Source organism: Aeromonas sp. R7-4 (assembly GCF_040908055.1).
In the GTDB taxonomy this organism is placed as follows: domain Bacteria; phylum Pseudomonadota; class Gammaproteobacteria; order Enterobacterales; family Aeromonadaceae; genus Aeromonas; species Aeromonas sanarellii.
This window is the reverse complement of record NZ_JBFODA010000022.1, coordinates 175596-192646: the sequence shown is the minus strand read 5'-3', so window position 1 is coordinate 192646 and position 17051 is coordinate 175596. Positions and strand designations below refer to the sequence as shown.

General features: G+C 61.9%; 17 protein-coding genes. 6 read left to right on the top strand and 11 right to left on the bottom strand.

Features of this window, described 5'->3' with window-relative positions; genetic code table 11:
- Positions 1–40: 40 nt before the first annotated feature.
- From lapB to cmk, 5 genes are all read right to left on the bottom strand, one after another.
- Positions 41–1207 carry a lipopolysaccharide assembly protein LapB gene (gene lapB / locus AB5Y72_RS04695; RefSeq protein WP_325782934.1) on the bottom strand — a complete coding sequence of 389 codons (1167 nt, stop codon included), beginning with the start codon at positions 1205–1207 and terminating at the stop codon, positions 41–43.
- Between the two features lie 9 nt (positions 1208–1216).
- Positions 1217–1501, bottom strand: a complete 285-nt coding sequence (locus tag AB5Y72_RS04690) for a LapA family protein (protein WP_042016623.1) — start codon at positions 1499–1501, stop codon at positions 1217–1219.
- Positions 1502–1657: 156 nt separating this feature from the next.
- Complete coding sequence (ihfB, locus tag AB5Y72_RS04685; RefSeq protein WP_005337145.1) at positions 1658–1942, bottom strand: integration host factor subunit beta; 285 nt, start codon at positions 1940–1942, stop codon at positions 1658–1660.
- Between the two features lie 92 nt (positions 1943–2034).
- The gene (gene rpsA / locus AB5Y72_RS04680; RefSeq protein WP_011705690.1) at positions 2035–3705 is read right to left on the bottom strand and encodes a 30S ribosomal protein S1; all 1671 of its coding nucleotides are present in this window, start codon (positions 3703–3705) and stop codon (positions 2035–2037) included.
- 93 nt (positions 3706–3798) lie between these two features.
- On the bottom strand, positions 3799–4491 hold the full coding sequence (gene cmk, locus AB5Y72_RS04675; protein ID WP_042076515.1) for a (d)CMP kinase: 693 nt from the start codon (positions 4489–4491) through the stop codon (positions 3799–3801).
- A 263-nt stretch (positions 4492–4754) separates the two neighbouring features.
- On the opposite strand from cmk, the gene ribA reads away from it, so the two are divergent.
- Complete coding sequence (ribA, locus tag AB5Y72_RS04670) at positions 4755–5348, top strand: GTP cyclohydrolase II (protein WP_042076516.1); 594 nt, start codon at positions 4755–4757, stop codon at positions 5346–5348.
- Positions 5349–5412: 64 nt separating this feature from the next.
- Here the strand turns inward: ribA and AB5Y72_RS04665 are convergent, their stop codons facing one another.
- Positions 5413–6321, bottom strand: coding sequence for a LysR family transcriptional regulator (locus AB5Y72_RS04665; protein ID WP_209792631.1), 909 nt, complete (start codon positions 6319–6321; stop codon positions 5413–5415).
- 93 nt (positions 6322–6414) lie between these two features.
- Between AB5Y72_RS04665 and AB5Y72_RS04660 the strand changes: the two genes are divergently transcribed.
- Positions 6415–7656, top strand: a complete 1242-nt coding sequence (locus AB5Y72_RS04660) for an MFS transporter (RefSeq protein ID WP_368198638.1) — start codon at positions 6415–6417, stop codon at positions 7654–7656.
- Here AB5Y72_RS04660 and AB5Y72_RS04655 read toward each other — a convergent pair.
- From AB5Y72_RS04655 to AB5Y72_RS04635, 5 genes are all read right to left on the bottom strand, one after another.
- Complete coding sequence (locus AB5Y72_RS04655; protein WP_219142006.1) at positions 7641–8195, bottom strand: VOC family protein; 555 nt, start codon at positions 8193–8195, stop codon at positions 7641–7643. The two genes, AB5Y72_RS04660 and AB5Y72_RS04655, sit on opposite strands and share 16 nt — an antisense overlap.
- Positions 8189–8953, bottom strand: a complete 765-nt coding sequence (locus tag AB5Y72_RS04650; protein WP_042076523.1) for a hypothetical protein — start codon at positions 8951–8953, stop codon at positions 8189–8191. The genes AB5Y72_RS04655 and AB5Y72_RS04650 overlap by 7 nt, the downstream gene beginning before the upstream one ends.
- 153 nt (positions 8954–9106) lie before the next feature.
- A complete protein-coding gene (nfsA, locus tag AB5Y72_RS04645) occupies positions 9107–9832 on the bottom strand; it encodes an oxygen-insensitive NADPH nitroreductase (RefSeq protein WP_042076524.1) in 726 nt (241 codons plus the stop codon).
- Positions 9833–9899: 67 nt separating this feature from the next.
- Positions 9900–11462, bottom strand: coding sequence for an AbgT family transporter (locus tag AB5Y72_RS04640; protein ID WP_209792638.1), 1563 nt, complete (start codon positions 11460–11462; stop codon positions 9900–9902).
- 154 nt (positions 11463–11616) lie between these two features.
- The gene (locus AB5Y72_RS04635) at positions 11617–13557 is read right to left on the bottom strand and encodes an EAL domain-containing protein (RefSeq protein WP_318163346.1); all 1941 of its coding nucleotides are present in this window, start codon (positions 13555–13557) and stop codon (positions 11617–11619) included.
- A 169-nt stretch (positions 13558–13726) separates the two neighbouring features.
- Here AB5Y72_RS04635 and AB5Y72_RS04630 point away from each other — a divergent pair, with 169 nt between their 5' ends.
- The 4 genes from AB5Y72_RS04630 to AB5Y72_RS04615 all read left to right on the top strand — a co-directional run bounded on the left by AB5Y72_RS04630 (position 13727) and on the right by AB5Y72_RS04615 (position 17009).
- Positions 13727–14428: a DUF2982 domain-containing protein gene (locus AB5Y72_RS04630; RefSeq protein ID WP_368198637.1), complete on the top strand. Its 702-nt coding sequence runs from the start codon at positions 13727–13729 to the stop codon at positions 14426–14428.
- 82 nt (positions 14429–14510) lie between these two features.
- Positions 14511–15455 carry a LysR family transcriptional regulator gene (locus tag AB5Y72_RS04625; protein WP_042076529.1) on the top strand — a complete coding sequence of 315 codons (945 nt, stop codon included), beginning with the start codon at positions 14511–14513 and terminating at the stop codon, positions 15453–15455.
- 46 nt (positions 15456–15501) lie between these two features.
- The gene (locus AB5Y72_RS04620; RefSeq protein ID WP_318161508.1) at positions 15502–16524 is read left to right on the top strand and encodes a response regulator; all 1023 of its coding nucleotides are present in this window, start codon (positions 15502–15504) and stop codon (positions 16522–16524) included.
- 53 nt (positions 16525–16577) lie between these two features.
- The gene (locus AB5Y72_RS04615; RefSeq protein WP_368198636.1) at positions 16578–17009 is read left to right on the top strand and encodes a PAS domain-containing protein; all 432 of its coding nucleotides are present in this window, start codon (positions 16578–16580) and stop codon (positions 17007–17009) included.
- Positions 17010–17051 lie beyond the last annotated feature (42 nt).

Here is a 17051-nt window from a genome sequence, read left to right as displayed (position 1 = left end):
CAGGCCTGCTAAGCCCAAGAGGCAAGGCACCTTGTGCCCTTCATTCCCCATCCAGACCGCGGATCGGCTTGATGGTGCCCCACTGCCGGCAGGAGGGGCACTGCCAGAACAGCGAATGGGTGGCGAAGCCGCACTGGCGGCATTTGTGGGTCGATTTTATCTTGATCTGCTCGCCCACCAGTTGCTGCAGCAGCTCGAGGCTCTCCTTGGCCGGCCCCTCCTCGGCGCTCGCCAGCTGGAAGCCCACCAGTTGGTAGAAGCCCTTCATGGAGGGGTGGCGCCGCAACTGGCGCAGCACCAGGGCGCGGGCCTGGTTCAGGCCATCGCGCGCCTCCACCAGATTGGCCAGGGCCAGGGTCACACTGACGCCGGCATGATCCTCCACCGCTTTCTCCAGCAGCGGGATCAGCTCCTGGCTGCGGCCCGTCTGCTGGTAGCACCGAAGCAGTTTTGGCATGGCTTCGGAGGCAAAGTCGATGTCCTGCTCGAACACCCGCAGCAGATCCTTGCTGGCCTCCTCGTACCTGCCCTCCTCCATCGAGAGCTCAGCAAGGCGCAGGCTGGCGCGCGCGCAGGCCGGGTGAGCGACGAGCGCACGTTTCAGCCTGGCGATGCCCGCCGACTTGTCGCCGTCGCGCAAGGCGCTCTCCGCCTGTTCACAATAGAAATGGGAGATGGGCTCGGCCAGTTTCTTGCCCTGGAATTTCTGCAGGCGAATAGCCACCTCGATGGCCCTGTCCCAGTCGCGCAACTGCTGATGGATCACGAGCAACTGGGAGAGCGCCGTCTCCTCGAAGTCGCTGTCCTCGCACAGCTCCTTCCAGATGGCCTCGGCTCGATCCAGCAGGCCGGCGGCCAGAAAATCGCGGGCCAGCTCCTGCAGCGCGAGCTGACGCTGCTCACGGGTCAGCTGACGGGCGACCAGGTTCTGGTGGATCTTGATGGCGCGATCGACCTCGCCCCGTTGACGGAACAGGTTGCCGAGGGAGAGGTGGGTTTCGATGGTTTCGCTGTCGACTTCCAGCAGCTGGATAAAGAGATCCACCGCCTTGTCCGACTCGTCAGAGAGCAAATAGTTGAGGCCCGCCACGTACTGGCGGGAAAACTGGTTACTCTGTTGCTGGGTGTCCTGGCGAACACTCCTGCGGCCCATGTACCAGCCATAACCGGCGGCGATGGGCAACAGCAGGAAAAGCAGTTCAAGCATCGAGGGACATTATTCCTTGGCTGTCGACCGGGCAAGCTCCAACTCGCGAGATTGACGACGCATGGTTCGGTTCAGGGTGCGATTTTGCAGTTTGAGACGCAGGAACAGCAGACCAAATACCAGCCAGCCCAGCAGAAAACCGCCGGCGAAGAAGAACCCCAGCAACATGGAGAGCGAGAACTCACCCTGAGCTATCAGATAATTGAACTGAACCAGCTGACCATTTTGCGATCCTATGGCCAGGGTCAATACAAACACCAGCACCAATGGGATGAGGGCCAAGATACGCTTCATAGGAGCTCCCTGTCTGTAGCTAATGAGAGACTGATTATCCTTAAAATCGCAGGCAGACTCTAGAGCGAATGGGAAAAGAGTTCTAGAAACCCGACAATGAACGGCCTCAATGTCGTAAAAATAAAAAAGGCATACCCTTGTATGCCAATTTCTGCATTATTCGACGATGTTGACGCGCTCGCGCAACTCTTTGCCAGGCTTGAAGTGCGGGACATATTTCCCGGTCAGTTCAACCTTGTCCCCTGTCTTGGGATTACGGCCCACGCGAGGCGCACGATAGTGCAGTGAGAAACTTCCAAATCCTCGGATTTCAATCCGGTCGCCGTTTTGCAAGGTCGATGCCATCTGCTCAAGGATCTCCTTGATGGCGGCTTCAACATCCTTGGCCGGCATGTGCATGCGGCTGGCTGCCAGTTGTTCGATGAGATCTGATTTGGTCATAAGGTTAAATCTCCTTCCCCGATCACATGCAATAATCATTTTGCCAGGATAAAAAAGGGCGGCGCAATGCCGCCCTTTTCTTGCATCAAGGATTATTCACCCTTGGCGGCTTTGAACGCTTCAGCCATGGCGTTGCTGAACACAACTTCTTCTTGCTGGTTCAGGCTGTCGATGGCAACACGCTCGTCAGCCTCGTCCTTGGCACGGACAGACAGGCTTACGGTGCGGTTCTTGCGATCAACGCCCATGAACTTGGCTTCAACTTCGTCACCAACAGACAGCACCAGAGTGGCGTCTTCTACGCGGTCACGAGCAGCGTCGGAAGCACGCAGGTAGCCTTCCACGCCGTCAGCCAGTTCGATCACGGCGCCCTTGGCATCAACCTCGGTAACCTTACCCTTCACGATAGCACCTTTCTTGTTGTCAGACAGGTACTTGTTGAACGGGTCTTCTTCGATCTGCTTGACGCCCAGGGAGATGCGCTCGCGCTCCGGGTCCACTTGCAGAACAACGGCTTCGATCTCGTCGCCCTTCTTGAATTCACGCACGGCTTCTTCGCCCTGGTTGTTCCAGGAGATGTCAGACAGGTGAACCAGGCCGTCGATGCCGCCATCCAGACCGATGAAGATACCGAAGTCAGTGATGGACTTGATCTTGCCGGAAACACGGTCGCCCTTGGCGTGAGTTTCGGCAAACAGCTGCCACGGGTTGGACTTGCACTGCTTCAGACCCAGGGAGATACGACGACGCTCTTCGTCGATGTCCAGAACCATCACGTCAACCACGTCGCCAACGTTGACAACCTTGGACGGGTGGATGTTCTTGTTGGTCCAATCCATCTCGGATACGTGTACCAGGCCTTCAACGCCTTCTTCGATTTCAACGAAGCAGCCGTAGTCGGTCAGGTTGGTCACGCGGCCAGACAGACGGGTGGTCTCCGGGTAACGCTTGGCGATAGCAACCCAGGGATCTTCGCCCAGCTGCTTCAGACCCAGGGATACACGGGTACGCTCGCGGTCGAACTTCAGAACCTTGACTGCGATCTCGTCGCCAACGTTGACGATTTCGGAAGGATGCTTAACGCGCTTCCACGCCATGTCGGTGATGTGCAGCAGGCCGTCAACACCGCCCAGATCTACGAATGCACCGTAGTCGGTCAGGTTCTTGACGATACCCTTAACTTCTTGACCTTCTTGCAGGTTGGCCAGCAGGCTTTCGCGCTCGGAGGTGTTCTCGGTTTCGATCACGGCACGACGGGAAACCACAACGTTGTTGCGCTTCTGGTCCAGCTTGATGACCTTGAACTCGAGTTCTTTGTTTTCCAGGTGAGCGGTGTCACGGATCGGACGCACGTCAACCAGAGAACCCGGCAGGAAGGCACGGATGCCGTTCAGTTCAACGGTGAAACCACCCTTGACCTTGCCGTTGATGATACCGATAACGGTAGCTTGCTCTTCGTAAGCTTTTTCAAGCTGCAGCCAGGCTTCGTGGCGCTTGGCTTTTTCGCGGGACAGCTTGGTTTCGCCGAAACCATCTTCGATAGAGTCCAGAGCCACGTCAACGGAGTCACCTACGTTGATTTCCAGCTCGCCCATGGCGTTCTTGAATTCTTCAGCCGGGATAGCGGACTCGGATTTCAGACCGGCGTCAACCAGTACGAAACCATTTTCGATAGCAACGACAGTGCCCTTGACGATGGAACCTTGACGGGTTTCAACGGCGTTCAGGGACTCTTCAAAGAGTTGAGCAAAAGATTCGATCATTGTTTATGTCACAAATGAAACATCCACTCGCAATCCGGCACAAGCGGGGTTGTTTTTAATTATCTGCGCCATCCGTGGTGCAGACGACTGGCATCAGCTCGCGCCGATGTCACCAAGTTGTTGCTCCGCATAGGCGAGTACCGTCACCAGCACTTCATCTATGGTCATAGACGTTGAGTCTACCACAAGAGCATCTTCCGCGGGTTTCAGGGGGGCGACGGCGCGATTTCTGTCGCGATCATCACGTTCCCGAATCTCGGTTAAAAGACGCTCAAAGTTAACATCAAAGCCCTTATCTTGCAACTGCTTATAGCGGCGCTGGGCCCGCTCCTCGGCGCTGGCGTCGAGGAATATCTTCACCTCGGCCTCGGGGAAAACCACTGTGCCCATGTCGCGGCCATCGGCGATGAGGCCGGGAGCCTGACGGAAGGCACGCTGACGGCGCAGCAGGGCTTCGCGCACCCGGGGGAAGACGGCGACCTTGCTGGCGGCATCGCTCACTTCTTGGGAGCGAATGGTACGGGAGACATCCTCCCCTTCCAGCACCACCTTGACCAGATCCCCATCGACCTGGAACTGCACGTCCAGGTTGGCGGCCAGGGGGACCAGCGCGGCTTCGGAGTCAAGCTCCACATCGTGATGCAAGGCCGCCAGGGCCAGCACCCGATAGATGGCTCCGGAGTCGAGCAGGTGCCAACCCAGTTTCTCTGCCAACAGCTGGCACAGGGTGCCCTTACCGGCTCCACTCGGGCCATCAATTGTCATAACAGGGGCCATACGAGCCATAACTTTTCTCCTGCGTACTCGGCATCTTGACGGGTTGCCCGCATCCCTGATCGGGATGGGATAATGGGCGCCGATTATACCCGAATGCATCGACGCTGGCAGTTGTCAGGGCACACAATTGCGCAAAAGTCGTCGCGATTGCGCCTATTATGACCAATCTGCTAACCCCCTCCTCGCGCAAGGTTTTGTTCTTATGGTTGTTATGCACAAGGCGCGCTACACTAGCCGCCCTTTTTCAAGCAGCTGTAGTCAGGAGCAACCATATGAGCAGCGTTACCCTCGTGGCCAAATCCAAGTTGCCGACCCCCTGGGGCACTTTCACGCTGGTTGGTTTTCAGGAAACCGGCACTGGCAAGGATCATGCCGCGCTGGTGATGGGCGACATCACGAACGGTGAGCCCGTGCTGGGGCGCATCCATTCCGAGTGTCTGACCGGGGATGCCCTGTTCAGCCTGCGCTGCGACTGCGGCTTCCAGTTGCAGGCCGCCCTGGAGAAGATCGCCAAGGCAGGCCGCGGCGTCCTGCTCTATGTCCGTCAGGAAGGGCGCGGCATCGGCCTGCTCAACAAGATCCGCGCCTATCACCTCCAGGATCAAGGCGCCGACACCGTCGAGGCCAACGTGGCGCTGGGCTTTGCCGCCGACATGCGCGACTACACCATCTGTGCCGATATGCTGAAGGCCCTGGAGGTCAAGTCCCTGCGCCTGATGACCAACAACCCGCGCAAGATGAAGGCGATGGAATCCTTTGGCATTCCGGTGGCGGAGCGCGTGCCGCTGCAGGAAGGGCGCAACCCCCACAACGAGTTCTACCTCTCCACCAAGGCGAACAAGCTGGATCACCTGTTCAAGAAGTGATGCCCGGCGAGTCAGCGCCGACATGAAAAACGCCTCCCGTTGGAGGCGTTTTTTGTGGGTGCCGTCACCGCGGGCGGCGGTCCCTGGCGGGGCCATCCTCGGGCGAGGCCTGGGACAATAGAAAATCCCGCAGCGCCCGATTGGCCATGGAAAGCGGGTCCCCCCGCCGCCAGGCCACGCAGAGGTCCAGGAAGATGGGCGGCGCGAAAGGCACGCCGGTGAGCGCCGGCTCCTCTTCCAGCGCCATGCGCAGAAAGGTGGTCACGGCGAATCCCTGCCGCACCACCGCCTTGAGCAGTGGTATGAGATTGCTCTCGAAGGCGATATTGGGCTCTAGCCCAAGCCCCTGCGCCAACACCTCCATGTGCTCCCTGTGGTAGAACCCCCGCCGGAACATGGCGAGCTCCTGTTCGAAGAACTGCGCCAGCGAGACCGCATCCGCGCCTCGCAGCGGGTGCTCCTCCCCTACCACCATCAACATCTCTTCGCGCAGCAGCTGGGCCCCCTCGAGGGCCGGCGGCAGATCGCTGGTGATGAGAATGGCGAGATCCAGGCTGCCGTCCACCATGCGGCTGAGCAGTTCCCGGGTGCCCGCCTCCTCCACCCGGATCCTAAGACCCGGATAGCGGTGCTTGAAGGCCATCAGGATAGGGGGAAAATAGTAGGACCCCATCATGTAGGGGATGCCGATGCGCACCTCCCCCCGCTCCAGCCCCTTGAGCTCGGCCATCTCGGCCTCGGCCTGGTGCATCTGGCGCAGCAGCCGTTCGGCATGACGGCAGAGCACCTCTCCCTCAGGGGTGAGGCGCACGCTGCGATCTTGGCGGTCGAACAGCCGCAGATCGAGCTGCTGCTCCAGCTTGGCGATGGCCATGCTAACGGCCGGCTGGGCCACATGCAGTGCCTGGGCTGCCCGGGTGAAGGAGCCGGCATCGCGCACCGCCAGCAGATAACCTAGCTGTTTCAGATCCATATCAACTTTATTTATTAGAGTGATAATTTAAATATATTATATTTATATATCGCGCCGCACTACCCTGCACAAAAGTCGTCGGGACACCTCCATATGATCGAAGTCGGAAGTCGCGAATGGATACGCGCCACCCTGGCCCTCAGCCTGGGCTCCTTCCTGGTATTTCTCAATCTCTACCAGACTCACCCCCTGCTCCCCCTCCTGGCCGAGGTCTTCTCGGTCAGCTCCCTGTCCGCCAGCTGGACCCTCGCCGGCTGCACCGCCGGGCTCGCGGGCTCCCTGCTCATCTGCGCCCGTCTGGCGGACCGATTCGGACGGCGGCGGATCATGCTGTGGAGCCTGATCGGCGCCATCCTGCTCTCCCTGTGCATCCCCTGGGTGACCCGCTTCGATCTGCTGGTGAGCCTGCGCATCCTGCAGGGGGCCCTGCTGGCGGGGTTGCCGGCCACCGCCATCGCCTACATGGGGGAAGAGTTCAGCAAGCGCGCCCTGATCGTCGCCGTCGGGGTCTACATCGCCGCGAACTCCCTCGGCGGCATCGCGGGCCGGGTGGTCGGCGGCCTGCTGGCCGGCTGGTTCGGCGACTGGCAGCACACCTTCCTCGGCATCGGGGCCATCAGCCTGACCCTGTTGCCCCTGGTCATCTGGCTGCTGCCAGCCCAGACCCGCTTCGTGGCCGTGGAGCCCGCCCCCGGCCAGTTGCGCCGCGCCATCCAGAGTCACCTCGGCAATCCACTCCTGGTTGGAGCCTACCTCATCGGCGGCCTCAACTTCATGGTCTTCTTGAACCAGTACAGCTACCTCACCTTCCTGCTGGCCAAGGCCCCCTTCTCCCTGCCGACCCAGTGGCTCGGCATGCTGTTCCTGACCTACCTCACCGGCACCCTAGCCTCCTCCCTGAGCGGCCGCGGCGCCCATCGCTTTGGGGCACAGCGCATGCTGCTGGCGGGAATAGCCCTGATGGCGCTCGGCAGCCTCGCCCTGTTGCAGGGAACCCTGGTCGCCATCATAGGGGGACTGCTGGTCTCGAGTTTCGGTTTCTTCCTCGCCCACGCCTGCGCCAGCGCCTGGGTCGGCCAGCACGTGGAGCACGACCGGGCGCTCGCCTCGTCGCTCTATCTGGTGGGGTACTACCTGGGGGCCAGTCTGGGCGGGCTCTATCTGCATCCCTTCTGGGAGCGGGGGGGACTAGGGGGATTGGTGCTCGGCATCGAGCTGGTGCTGGGGGTGACCGCAGGCTTGAGCCTCTGGCTCGGCCGGTTGAAGGGGCGCATGGCACCGCCCCCTCCCGTCACCCGGCACGGCGTTCGGCCGTCAGTTCACAGGCCGTCGTAATAGTCCAGCGGGACCGGCACCACGGCGCCGGTGCACAGCTCTTCGTCGATCACCTCGCTCAGAGGGCGCAGATGAAACTTGATCTGCCCCGAGGGCAACATCAGGCCCACGTCCGGATTGCGCCTGTCGTCGATGTTGGCCGTCTTGAAGGCCACGCCGGGATGGGCCGCCACCAGGGCGTGCAGCGACGGCACCACTAGCTCGATATGCTCGAGACCGGCCTGATGGCTGCGACCCGCCTTGGGGGCGGCCAGCTCGATGCAAGGAACGGTGACCTGTTGCCAGCAGACGGGCTGGTGCAGGCGATAGGTGGCGATGGGGCGGCCTCCTATCATCCCCTCCACCAGCAAGACCCCGTGGGCCGCCAGTGCCTCTTTCAAGTCCAGGTATTCCGGCAGGGTGGCAGCCCGGTAGCAGAGGTGATCCACCACGGGGAACGCGGAGCCCCCCATGACGGCCTGCATTTCCGTGAGCAGTTGGCAAACGAATGGGGCCATGGGCCCCAGCGTGGAATCCAGTGGATGAGACATGATCACCATTTCTTCTTCGGTTGGAACAGGACGTCCAGTTCGTCCGCCTCTTTGTCCTTGATGTTCTGCAGCTCCTTCTCGCTGTGCTGCTGCAGGTGTTCTTCCAGCTGCCGCATCCCCTGGCGCATGTCCTCTTCCCGCGCCAGCAGGTAGGGATCCTTGTCGGAGACATTGGCCAGGGCGCCGAGCCCCTTGGTATAGAGCTGACGGCAGGTGCCGTACTGCCCCTGGATCTGGGCATCCATGGCCCGCTTGAGCAGGTTGGCGATGTTGATCTTGAGCTGCATCAGCTCGAGGCGGCGATCCTCCTGGGCGAACCCCTGGGGATCTATCTTGCCCTTGTTGTGCTCGACCCGCAGCACGGCTCGCATCTTCTTGGCCAGTTGCAGCATCTGGATAGCCTGGCGGTCGGACTCCGGCGTCTTGAAGTGCCCCTCGTCCTGGCTGCTGTAATTCTCCTGCACATTCTTGATCTGGGTCTGGACGTCGGCGATGCGCTGCTTGATCTGCACGTTGGGCATCACCAAGGCGATGGCGCGATAGGCATCCAGGATGCGGTGCTGCATCAGCAGTACCATGTTCTTGGAGAAGGGCACCAGGTTGACGTTCAGCAGCAGCTCTTCGGTCTCGTCCGCCACGGCCTTGTGACGGGCGATGGCTTGGCGCTTGTCGGCCTCTGCCTTCTGTTTGTATTGCTGCACCACGTTGTAGGCGATGACCAGAAACAGGAGTGCGCCGATTGACAGCAATATCAAGGTTAAAATCATAGGGTGTTCACACTCCAGTCCCAATCCAATTGCGAGATCCTACAACAGCTTAGCCCCGTAGGGTAGCGCCCAGATCCCAGCTTGTCTCACAACAACGCAACCAAGTGACAGCCATCTCCATGGCGTCATGCTCCATATCGCCCGCCGCCTCCATTACTTGAGGCAAAAACCCTTTGACTGCAGGAAGCCCAGCATGAAGGGTCTGGCCTCCTTCCCGAGGATGGCCTTAATCTGCCCGCTCCAGGTCTGCTCCTTGTTGTTGCTGCTGCGCGCCTGGTAGTAGTCGTGGATCTGCCGATCATATTGGGCCAGCAGGGCGCGATCGAGCGTCTCTGGATAGCGGTTCTCGTGCACCACCAGGGCACGGGGCAGCCGCGGCTTCTGCTCGGGCTGCTGGGCGGGATGGCCCAGGCAGAGGCCGAATAGGGGGATCACCTGATGGGGCAGCCCCAGCAGCTCGCTCACCGCGGCCGGGTTGTTGCGGATGCCGCCGATATAGACACCGCCCAGCCCCAGGGACTGGGCGGCCAGCAGCGCATTCTGTGCCATCAGGGCGCCGTCGATGGCACCGATGAGGAGCTGCTCCACGAAGCCGGTCCGGGCCTCCGGTACTATCTGGCTGTGGCGCTGGTAGTCGGCACAAAACAGCAGGAACTCCGCCGCCTCGGCCACGTAGGCCTGGTGGCCGGCCAGCTCGGCCAGACTGGCGCGCAACCCCTTGTCCGTCACCCGGATGATGCTGTTGGCCTGCAGGAAGCTGGAGCTGGCGGCGCTCTGGGCGGCGCTCAGGATCTGATCGAGTTGCTCGGCACTGACGGGCTCCGGCGTGAACTGGCGAATGGAGCGATGGGAAAGGATGAGATCGATGGTCGGGTTCATGGTACCTCCGCAGTGGAGGCCACACTGTACCCAAAAAAAGCGAGGGGCCCAAGGCCCCTCGCCGCCCTCAGGGGGCAGGATAGACATAGGGAGCCTGCAACCCGAGCGGGAACCCCAGCGCCCAGTAGAGCAGCAGGAAGCACGTCCAGCTCACCAGGAAGGCCAGGGAATAGGGCAGCATCATGGAAACCAGGGTACCGATGCCCGTGCTCTTCACGTACTGCTGGCAATAGACCACCACCAGGGGGAAGAAGACCATCAGCGGGGTGATGATGTTGGAGGCGGAATCCCCCACCCGATACGCGGCCTGGGTCAGCTCCGGCGAGATCCCCACCGCCATCAGCATGGGCACCAGAATGGGGCTGATGAGGGCCCACTTGGCGGAGGCCGAGCCCACCACCAGATTGACGGTGGCGGTGAGCAGTATCATGCCGACTATGGTCACCTCGCCGGGCAGTGCCAGGGCGTGCAGCACCTCGGCGCCGGAGAGGGCCAGCAGGGTTCCCAGGTTGGAGTCACCGAACGCCTTGATGAAGAGGGCGCAGAAGAAAGCCATCACCATGTAGGAGCCCATCTTGTTCATGGTGGCGGACATGGCATCGATCACGTCCTTGCCGCTCCCGAAGCTCCCCGCCACGAAGCCGTAGACGATGCCAGGCAGGATGAAGAGCAGGAAGATGAGGGGCACGATGGACTTCATCACAGGGGCGGCGAAGGTGGTGAGAGAACCGTCCGGCGCCCGCAGCGGCGAGTCGCCCGGCGACAGAGCCAGCCCCAGCAGCACCACGGCCGCCAGCATGGCGAAGCCGGCCCAGTTGAAGGCTCGGCTCTCCCGTGCGCTGTAACGCCCCATCTCGTCGGCGCTCGCCAGATCCTCGTTGAGCGCGACGTGCCTGAGACGCGGCTCCACCACCTGCTCGGTGACAAACCAGCCCACGCAGATGATCAGCAGGGAGGAGGCACCGGTGAAGATGATGTTGCACAGGGTGTTGACCATGTAGCCGGGGTCGAGCAGCTGGGCGGCCGACTGGGTGAACCCCTGCAGCAAGGCGTCCCCGCCGGAGGGGAGGAAGTTCGCGGCGAAGCCGCCGGAAACCCCGGCAAAGGCCGCGGCGATCCCCGCCAGCGGGTGGCGACCCGCCGCGTGGAAGATGATGCCGCCGATGGGGATCACCAGCACATAGCCCGCATCCGCCGCCGTGTGGCTGACGATGGCCACCAGGATCAGCATGGGGGTCAGGAAGCGCGCCGGGGTGACCTTCAGGAGTTTCTTGAGGCCGGTGTTGATGAAGCCGGACTGCTCGGCCACCCCGACCCCCAGCATGGCCACCAGGACGATGCCAAGCGGCGCAAAGCCGGTGAAGGTGGTGACCATGCTGGCGAGAAACTCGGCCAGGCCCGCCCCGGTCAGCAGGTTGTTGACCACCACCGCCTCCCCGGTGCGGGGGTTGACCAGATCGAAGGTGAACTGGGAGAGCACCCAGGAGCCGACCCAGACGATCAGCAGGGCGTAGAGGAACAGCATGGCGGGATCCGGCAGCTTGTTGCCCGCCTTCTCGACCCCGTTCAGGAAGCGGTTCAACCAGCCACCCGGGCTGGCGGGACGCTCGTTCACTGCGGCTTGACTCATTGTGGTGATACTCCATGACCAGGAAATGAGCGCGCAGGCTAGCGATAACGTCTAATGAATCCCATGATATGAGACAAATATTCGATTAATTATGTTTAATTTGGCATGTCACACTTCATAAATGGGACATGCCGCACACTTATCGGCAAGGATCTCAACGACTTGCCAGCGGATAGTGACCGATCCGGCACCGGACGCCGAACCCAGATGCCACCACCTCTTCCGGGGTCATGGGCGGGCTGAACAGGAATCCCTGGAAGACGTGGCAACCCTGGGCCTGCAGGGCCGCCAGCTCGTGCTCGTCCTCCACCCCTTCCGCCAGGATCCCGAGCCCCAGGCTGGTGGCCATGGCCACCGTGGCCCGGATCACCGGCAGGTTGAGGCCGACCACGAAGGAGCGGTCCAGCTTGATGGTGTCGATGGGCAGGCGGTTGAGGTAGGCGAGCGACGAGTAGCCGGTGCCGAAATCGTCGATGGCGATCTTGATCCCCTGCTCGCTCAGGGCGTCGAGGATCTCGATGCAGCCCTTCATGTCCAGCATCAGCACCGTCTCGGTCAGCTCCAGGGTCAGCAGGCCGGCATCGACCCCGAACTCCTCGAGCTGCTGGGCCACCAGCTCGGGCAGGGCCGCGGAGAGCTGGAAGCCCGAGAGGTTGACCGAGACAGGCACCCGCCGCTGCCACTGGCGCTGCCACTCCCCCATCTGGGCCAGCGCGGTGGAGAGCACCCAGCTCCCTATCTCGCGGATGAGGCCCATCTCCTCGGCCAGCGGGATGAACTCCGCCGGCGAGACGTGCCCGAGCACGGGGTTGTACCAGCGCACCAGCGCCTCCAGCCCGATGAGCCGCTGCTGGGCCACGTCCACCTGGGGTTGATAGCGCAGGCTGAGCTCCCCCCGGCCGACGGCCTTGGCCAGAAACTGCTTCAGGGTCAGCTTGCGGTGCAGGCTCTGCTGCATGCTGGGAGTGAAGCGCTGCCAGCGCAGGCGCCCCATCTGCTTGGCCTGGTACATGGCCATGTCGGCGCGGGTGATGAGGTTGTCGCCGTCATCGGCATCGTCCGGGTAGATGGCGATGCCGATGCTGCCGCCTATGGTGACCTCGGGCACGCCGCTCAGCTGCAGCGGCTTGCTCATCTGGGAGAGCATGAGATCCGCCACCTCCTGGGCCCGCTCGCTGGCCTGGCTGAGGGGCACCAGGGCGGTGAATTCGTCCCCGCCCAGGCGCGCCAGCTCCACGTCCCGCGGGCAGATCTGCTTGAGCCGCCCGGCCACCCGCTCCAGCAGGCGATCCCCCGCCTTGTGGCCGTAGTTGTCGTTGACCAGCTTGAAGTTGTCCAAGTCCATGAACACCAGGGCGAAGCGCCCCCCCATGCCGCAGTAGGCTTCGAGGGATTTCATCAGCCCATAGCGGTTGAGCAGCCCGGTGAGGGAGTCGTGCCAGGCCAGGTGGCGGTGCTCGAGCTCCTCGAGCTTGCGATCCGTGATATCCCTCATGGTGAGCAGGATCCGCGCCCCCTGCTGGATGTGGCGGAACTGGTACTGGAACCAGCGCATCCCCTTCTGGGTGCGGCACTCCCCCTCGGCCACCACCTCGTCCAGACGGGAGAGGCGACGATAGAAGGCCTCGTCCGCACCGGAGAAGATCTGGGGCAGGCTCTGGACACCGCCACCGAAGCACATGTCGAAGTGATGGTTGCCGCTCTCGAGTCGCCCCTCGTTGTCAAACAGGCAGGCCAGGGTATCGCCGGTGGCGAGGGAAGACTCCTGATAGAGGGTGTCCGCATCGATGACCGCCTCCGCCATCATCATCTGCCGTCCGGCGAGCTGGATGCCGGAGAGGCGCAGGTAGACCTGCTTCTTGACCCCCTTGGGAGAGAGGGTCCACCACTCGTTGTAACTGCGGTCCTGCTGAAAATCCCCGAGATAACGCTGCAGCAGCAGGTCGATGGCGGCAGCCATGTCGGCCGAGAAGTCCCGGGACTGCAGCTCGGCAAGGGAGCTCGCCTCCCACAGCCCGAGCGCGGAACCATTGGCCCAGTAAATATGATGACGCTGGATGTCGTAGACCCAGACTGGCGTGTGGAGCACGTCCATCACGGTGAGCAGGCGTTCGTCTAGCGTATTCATGTTGAGTGATGATTCATGCTGAAAACTCATGGCCGAACCAGCCGGGATCCCCCTCTGGCAGGAGCGATCGCGCTGGTACAAAATCCGTTCCGGCCCATAATCGGGTAACGAGCATGTGAAAAAAGGCCGAAATCATATGAAAACGCTACATGTGATCCCCATGGTCAGAAGAAATGGACTCACACTGGTATTGTTGGGCATGGTTATAACCATTGCTATGATTTTTATACTTTTTTTCCTTCGTGAACAACTACTAATGCCCGCCATTTCCCTCCTCCTGGCGGGCCTGGTGACAGTTCTTGTCGGGGCGCTGAAACTGGGTGAGCCTCATTTTAGTCTCTCTTTGTGTCAGGATTGCCTGCAATATCACCATAAGTACGGCGGCTGGATACTGAAATGGAGAAATATTCAGCGAATTGACCAACCGCGTATCCATTTGGGGTGGGATCTGGTGGCGTTGCCCTACATAGGCCTGAAGATCAAGGATTACGACGCTTTTTTGACGCTGATCACACCCAGGCTCGCCGTCCGCCTGCTGACCGAGCAGCGCGCCGTGCTGCTGCAGGCCATGCAGAGCGAGCGCCCAGATTGCCCCCTCGGGGGCTGCGGCAGCGGGCTGCAGGGAGAGGGTCTGCTGGAAGAGAGCCGCTTTCGCTCCCCTTCGGGCCGGCATTACGAGGGAGTGATCGCCATGCTGGGCAACCGCATGACCCGATTGCGGGATCTGCTGGGCTACGACCTGCTGGTGCCGGACAACAGCCTGGACAGACCCCCCGCCGACTTCGTCCATCTGCTCCATCAATACCAGCGCGAGTCGAATCTAATCCAGATCAATTAAACGCCGGATTGCGCTTGCCAAGCCAGGTGACTCTTCATAAGGTCACTGGTTTGTCACAGCCAGAACACCCCCTGAACCGCTTATGAAGTACATCGAAGAGTTCTATCTGTTCGTCAAGGTGGTGCAAGAGGGCGGTTTCTCCCACGCCGCCACCGCGCTGGGCATGCCCACCGGCACCATCAGTCGACGGATCTCCCAACTGGAGGAGCAGCTCGGATGCAGCCTGCTGCACAGATCCACCCGCAAGCTGCGCCTCACCGACGAGGGGCTGCGCTACTACGAACGCCTGTGCACGCCGCTGGCCGAGATCGAGCAGGCCACCGGCGAGATCCGGGGAGAGGAGACGGACATCAGCGGCCTCATCCGTCTCGCCGCCCCCATCGCCCTCTCCAACACCATACTGGTCGACATGCTGGCCGACTTCGGCCTGCGCTATCCCGGGGTGCAGTTCGACATCCGCCAGGCCAATGACCATGCCCCCCACTGCGATCAGGACAGGGACCTGGTCTTCTTCAACGGCGAGCTCTCCCAGACCCTGCCCAATGCCCTCTGCCTGGGCCACATCGAGTACGGCCTCTTCGCCTCCCCCCTCTATCTCGAGAAGAAGGGGGTCCCCTCCCATCCGACCCAGCTGGAAGAGCACGACCTCATTCACTGCTGGCCCCATCAGTACTGGCAGTTGAGCGGACGGGACGAGCAGACGGTCTGCATCAAGCGCCCTCCCCGCCTTTGCATCGACCAGACCCAGGCTGCGGTGCGGGCGGCCCGGCGCCACCTCGGCATCGTCAACGCCCCGCAGCACTATGTGCACCCCTTCCTGCAGGATGCGCAGCTGGTCCCTGTGCTGCCGGACTGGCAATCGGGGAAGCGTCCCTTCTACATGCTCCATTGCCAGCCCCAGTTCACCCCGTTGCGTGTTAAGATGTTCGCCGATTTCGTCGAGAAATATTCCGCACGCTATCGCACCCATCGGCGGGACGATCAATTTTTACCGGCGCTGCCGCTGCCCGTTGCATCTGACGGCTGATGACCCACACTTAGCGCAATCCTCGTTGCACAGGTCGGCTAACACTATGAATGTATTGATATGTGATGACTCCGGGTTCGCACGCAAACAGCTGGTGCGCGCCCTGCCTGCCGACTGGCCTGTCACCCTGCACCAGGCCGCCGACGGCCTGGAGGGCGTCGAGCAGATCCTGATGGGCCACGGGGACCTCATCTTTCTGGATCTCACCATGCCCGAGATGGACGGTTACGGCGTGCTGGAGACCCTCCGGCAGGAGGGGCTGCGCAGCAAGGTGATCGTGGTCTCCGGCGACATCCAGCCGGAAGCCCACGAGCGCGTCATGGCGCTCGGGGCCCTCGACTTCATCAAGAAGCCGGCCTCCCCGGAAACCCTGCTTGCCCTGCTCCAGCGGCACGGCCTGTGGCAGCCGGCGGTGCGGGCGCCCCTCTCCCCCACCCAGCCCGTTGCCGGACACGCCCCCGTCGACGCCCCCGCCCTGCTCACCCCCGAGCTGCGGGATGTCTATCAGGAGCTCGCCAACGTCGCCATGGGCCAGGGGGCGGATCTGCTGGCCCGTCTGCTGGATGCCTTCGTTCAACTCCCCATACCGAACGTCAACGTGCTGGAGGTTTCCGAGCTGCACATGGCGCTCTCGGCGGCCGCCGAGTCGGACACCCTCTCCGCGGTCTGCCAGGGCTTCATCGGTGCCGGTATCGCCGGCGAGGCACTCCTGCTGTTCCACGACGCCAGCTTCCAGGATATGGCGCGGCTGATGAACCATCAGGGGACGCTGGATCACAACGCCGAGCTGGAGCTCTTGATGGATACCGCCAACGTGCTGATCGGCGCCTTCCTGCGCGGCTATGCCAACCAGCTCGACACCCCCTTCAGCCAGGGCCACCCCGTGGTGCTGGGCCAGCACAGGCCCATCCAGGAACTCATTCGCACCAACCAGAGCCGCTGGCGCCGCACCCTGGCCATCGAGATCAACTACCGGGTGCAGGGCTACGCGGTGCAGTGCGACCTGCTGCTGCTGTTTACCGAAGACTCCATCGCCACCATGAACCACAAGATCATGCATATGCTCTGACCGCTCCCCGGCGGCAGCAACCATCAACCCAGGCACAACCACCAGGAGTGACCATGGAAATTCGGGAATTTCATTGGCTGATGAACATATTCCAGAACCTGGACGTGGGGCTGGTTGTGCTCGACAGGGAGTACAGGATCCAAGTGTGGAACGGCTTCATGGAGAGCCACAGCGGACGGCTGGCCGGCGAGGTGCGCGATCAGGGACTGTTCGCGCTCTTCCCCGACGTGGACAAGGCCTGGTTCGAACGCAAGGCCAACATGGTGTTCAAGCTCAACAACCGGGCCTTCAGCACCTGGGAGCAGCGCCCCTATCTGCTGCGCTTCTCCAACTACCGCCCCATCACGGGCTCGGCCCCCTACATGTACCAGAACCTGACCCTGGTCCCCCTGGCCGACTTCACCGGCGAGGTCACCCACCTTGCCGTGATGATCTACGACGCCACCGACGAGGCCATGCTGATCACAGGCCAACGCCAGGGCTGATCCCGCGGAACGACCACAACAAGGGCGCCATCAGGCGCCCTT

Coding starts and splice junctions, on each gene's coding strand:
- lapB (WP_325782934.1), bottom strand. CDS start 1,207: ATGCTTGAACTGCTTTTCCTGCTGTTGCCCATCGCCGCCGGTTATGGC.
- AB5Y72_RS04690 (WP_042016623.1), bottom strand. CDS start 1,501: ATGAAGCGTATCTTGGCCCTCATCCCATTGGTGCTGGTGTTTGTATTG.
- ihfB (WP_005337145.1), bottom strand. CDS start 1,942: ATGACCAAATCAGATCTCATCGAACAACTGGCAGCCAGCCGCATGCAC.
- rpsA (WP_011705690.1), bottom strand. CDS start 3,705: ATGATCGAATCTTTTGCTCAACTCTTTGAAGAGTCCCTGAACGCCGTT.
- cmk (WP_042076515.1), bottom strand. CDS start 4,491: ATGGCTCGTATGGCCCCTGTTATGACAATTGATGGCCCGAGTGGAGCC.
- ribA (WP_042076516.1), top strand. CDS start 4,755: ATGAGCAGCGTTACCCTCGTGGCCAAATCCAAGTTGCCGACCCCCTGG.
- AB5Y72_RS04665 (WP_209792631.1), bottom strand. CDS start 6,321: ATGGATCTGAAACAGCTAGGTTATCTGCTGGCGGTGCGCGATGCCGGC.
- AB5Y72_RS04660 (WP_368198638.1), top strand. CDS start 6,415: ATGATCGAAGTCGGAAGTCGCGAATGGATACGCGCCACCCTGGCCCTC.
- AB5Y72_RS04655 (WP_219142006.1), bottom strand. CDS start 8,195: ATGGTGATCATGTCTCATCCACTGGATTCCACGCTGGGGCCCATGGCC.
- AB5Y72_RS04650 (WP_042076523.1), bottom strand. CDS start 8,953: ATGATTTTAACCTTGATATTGCTGTCAATCGGCGCACTCCTGTTTCTG.
- nfsA (WP_042076524.1), bottom strand. CDS start 9,832: ATGAACCCGACCATCGATCTCATCCTTTCCCATCGCTCCATTCGCCAG.
- AB5Y72_RS04640 (WP_209792638.1), bottom strand. CDS start 11,462: ATGAGTCAAGCCGCAGTGAACGAGCGTCCCGCCAGCCCGGGTGGCTGG.
- AB5Y72_RS04635 (WP_318163346.1), bottom strand. CDS start 13,557: ATGGACGTGCTCCACACGCCAGTCTGGGTCTACGACATCCAGCGTCAT.
- AB5Y72_RS04630 (WP_368198637.1), top strand. CDS start 13,727: ATGAAAACGCTACATGTGATCCCCATGGTCAGAAGAAATGGACTCACA.
- AB5Y72_RS04625 (WP_042076529.1), top strand. CDS start 14,511: ATGAAGTACATCGAAGAGTTCTATCTGTTCGTCAAGGTGGTGCAAGAG.
- AB5Y72_RS04620 (WP_318161508.1), top strand. CDS start 15,502: ATGAATGTATTGATATGTGATGACTCCGGGTTCGCACGCAAACAGCTG.
- AB5Y72_RS04615 (WP_368198636.1), top strand. CDS start 16,578: ATGGAAATTCGGGAATTTCATTGGCTGATGAACATATTCCAGAACCTG.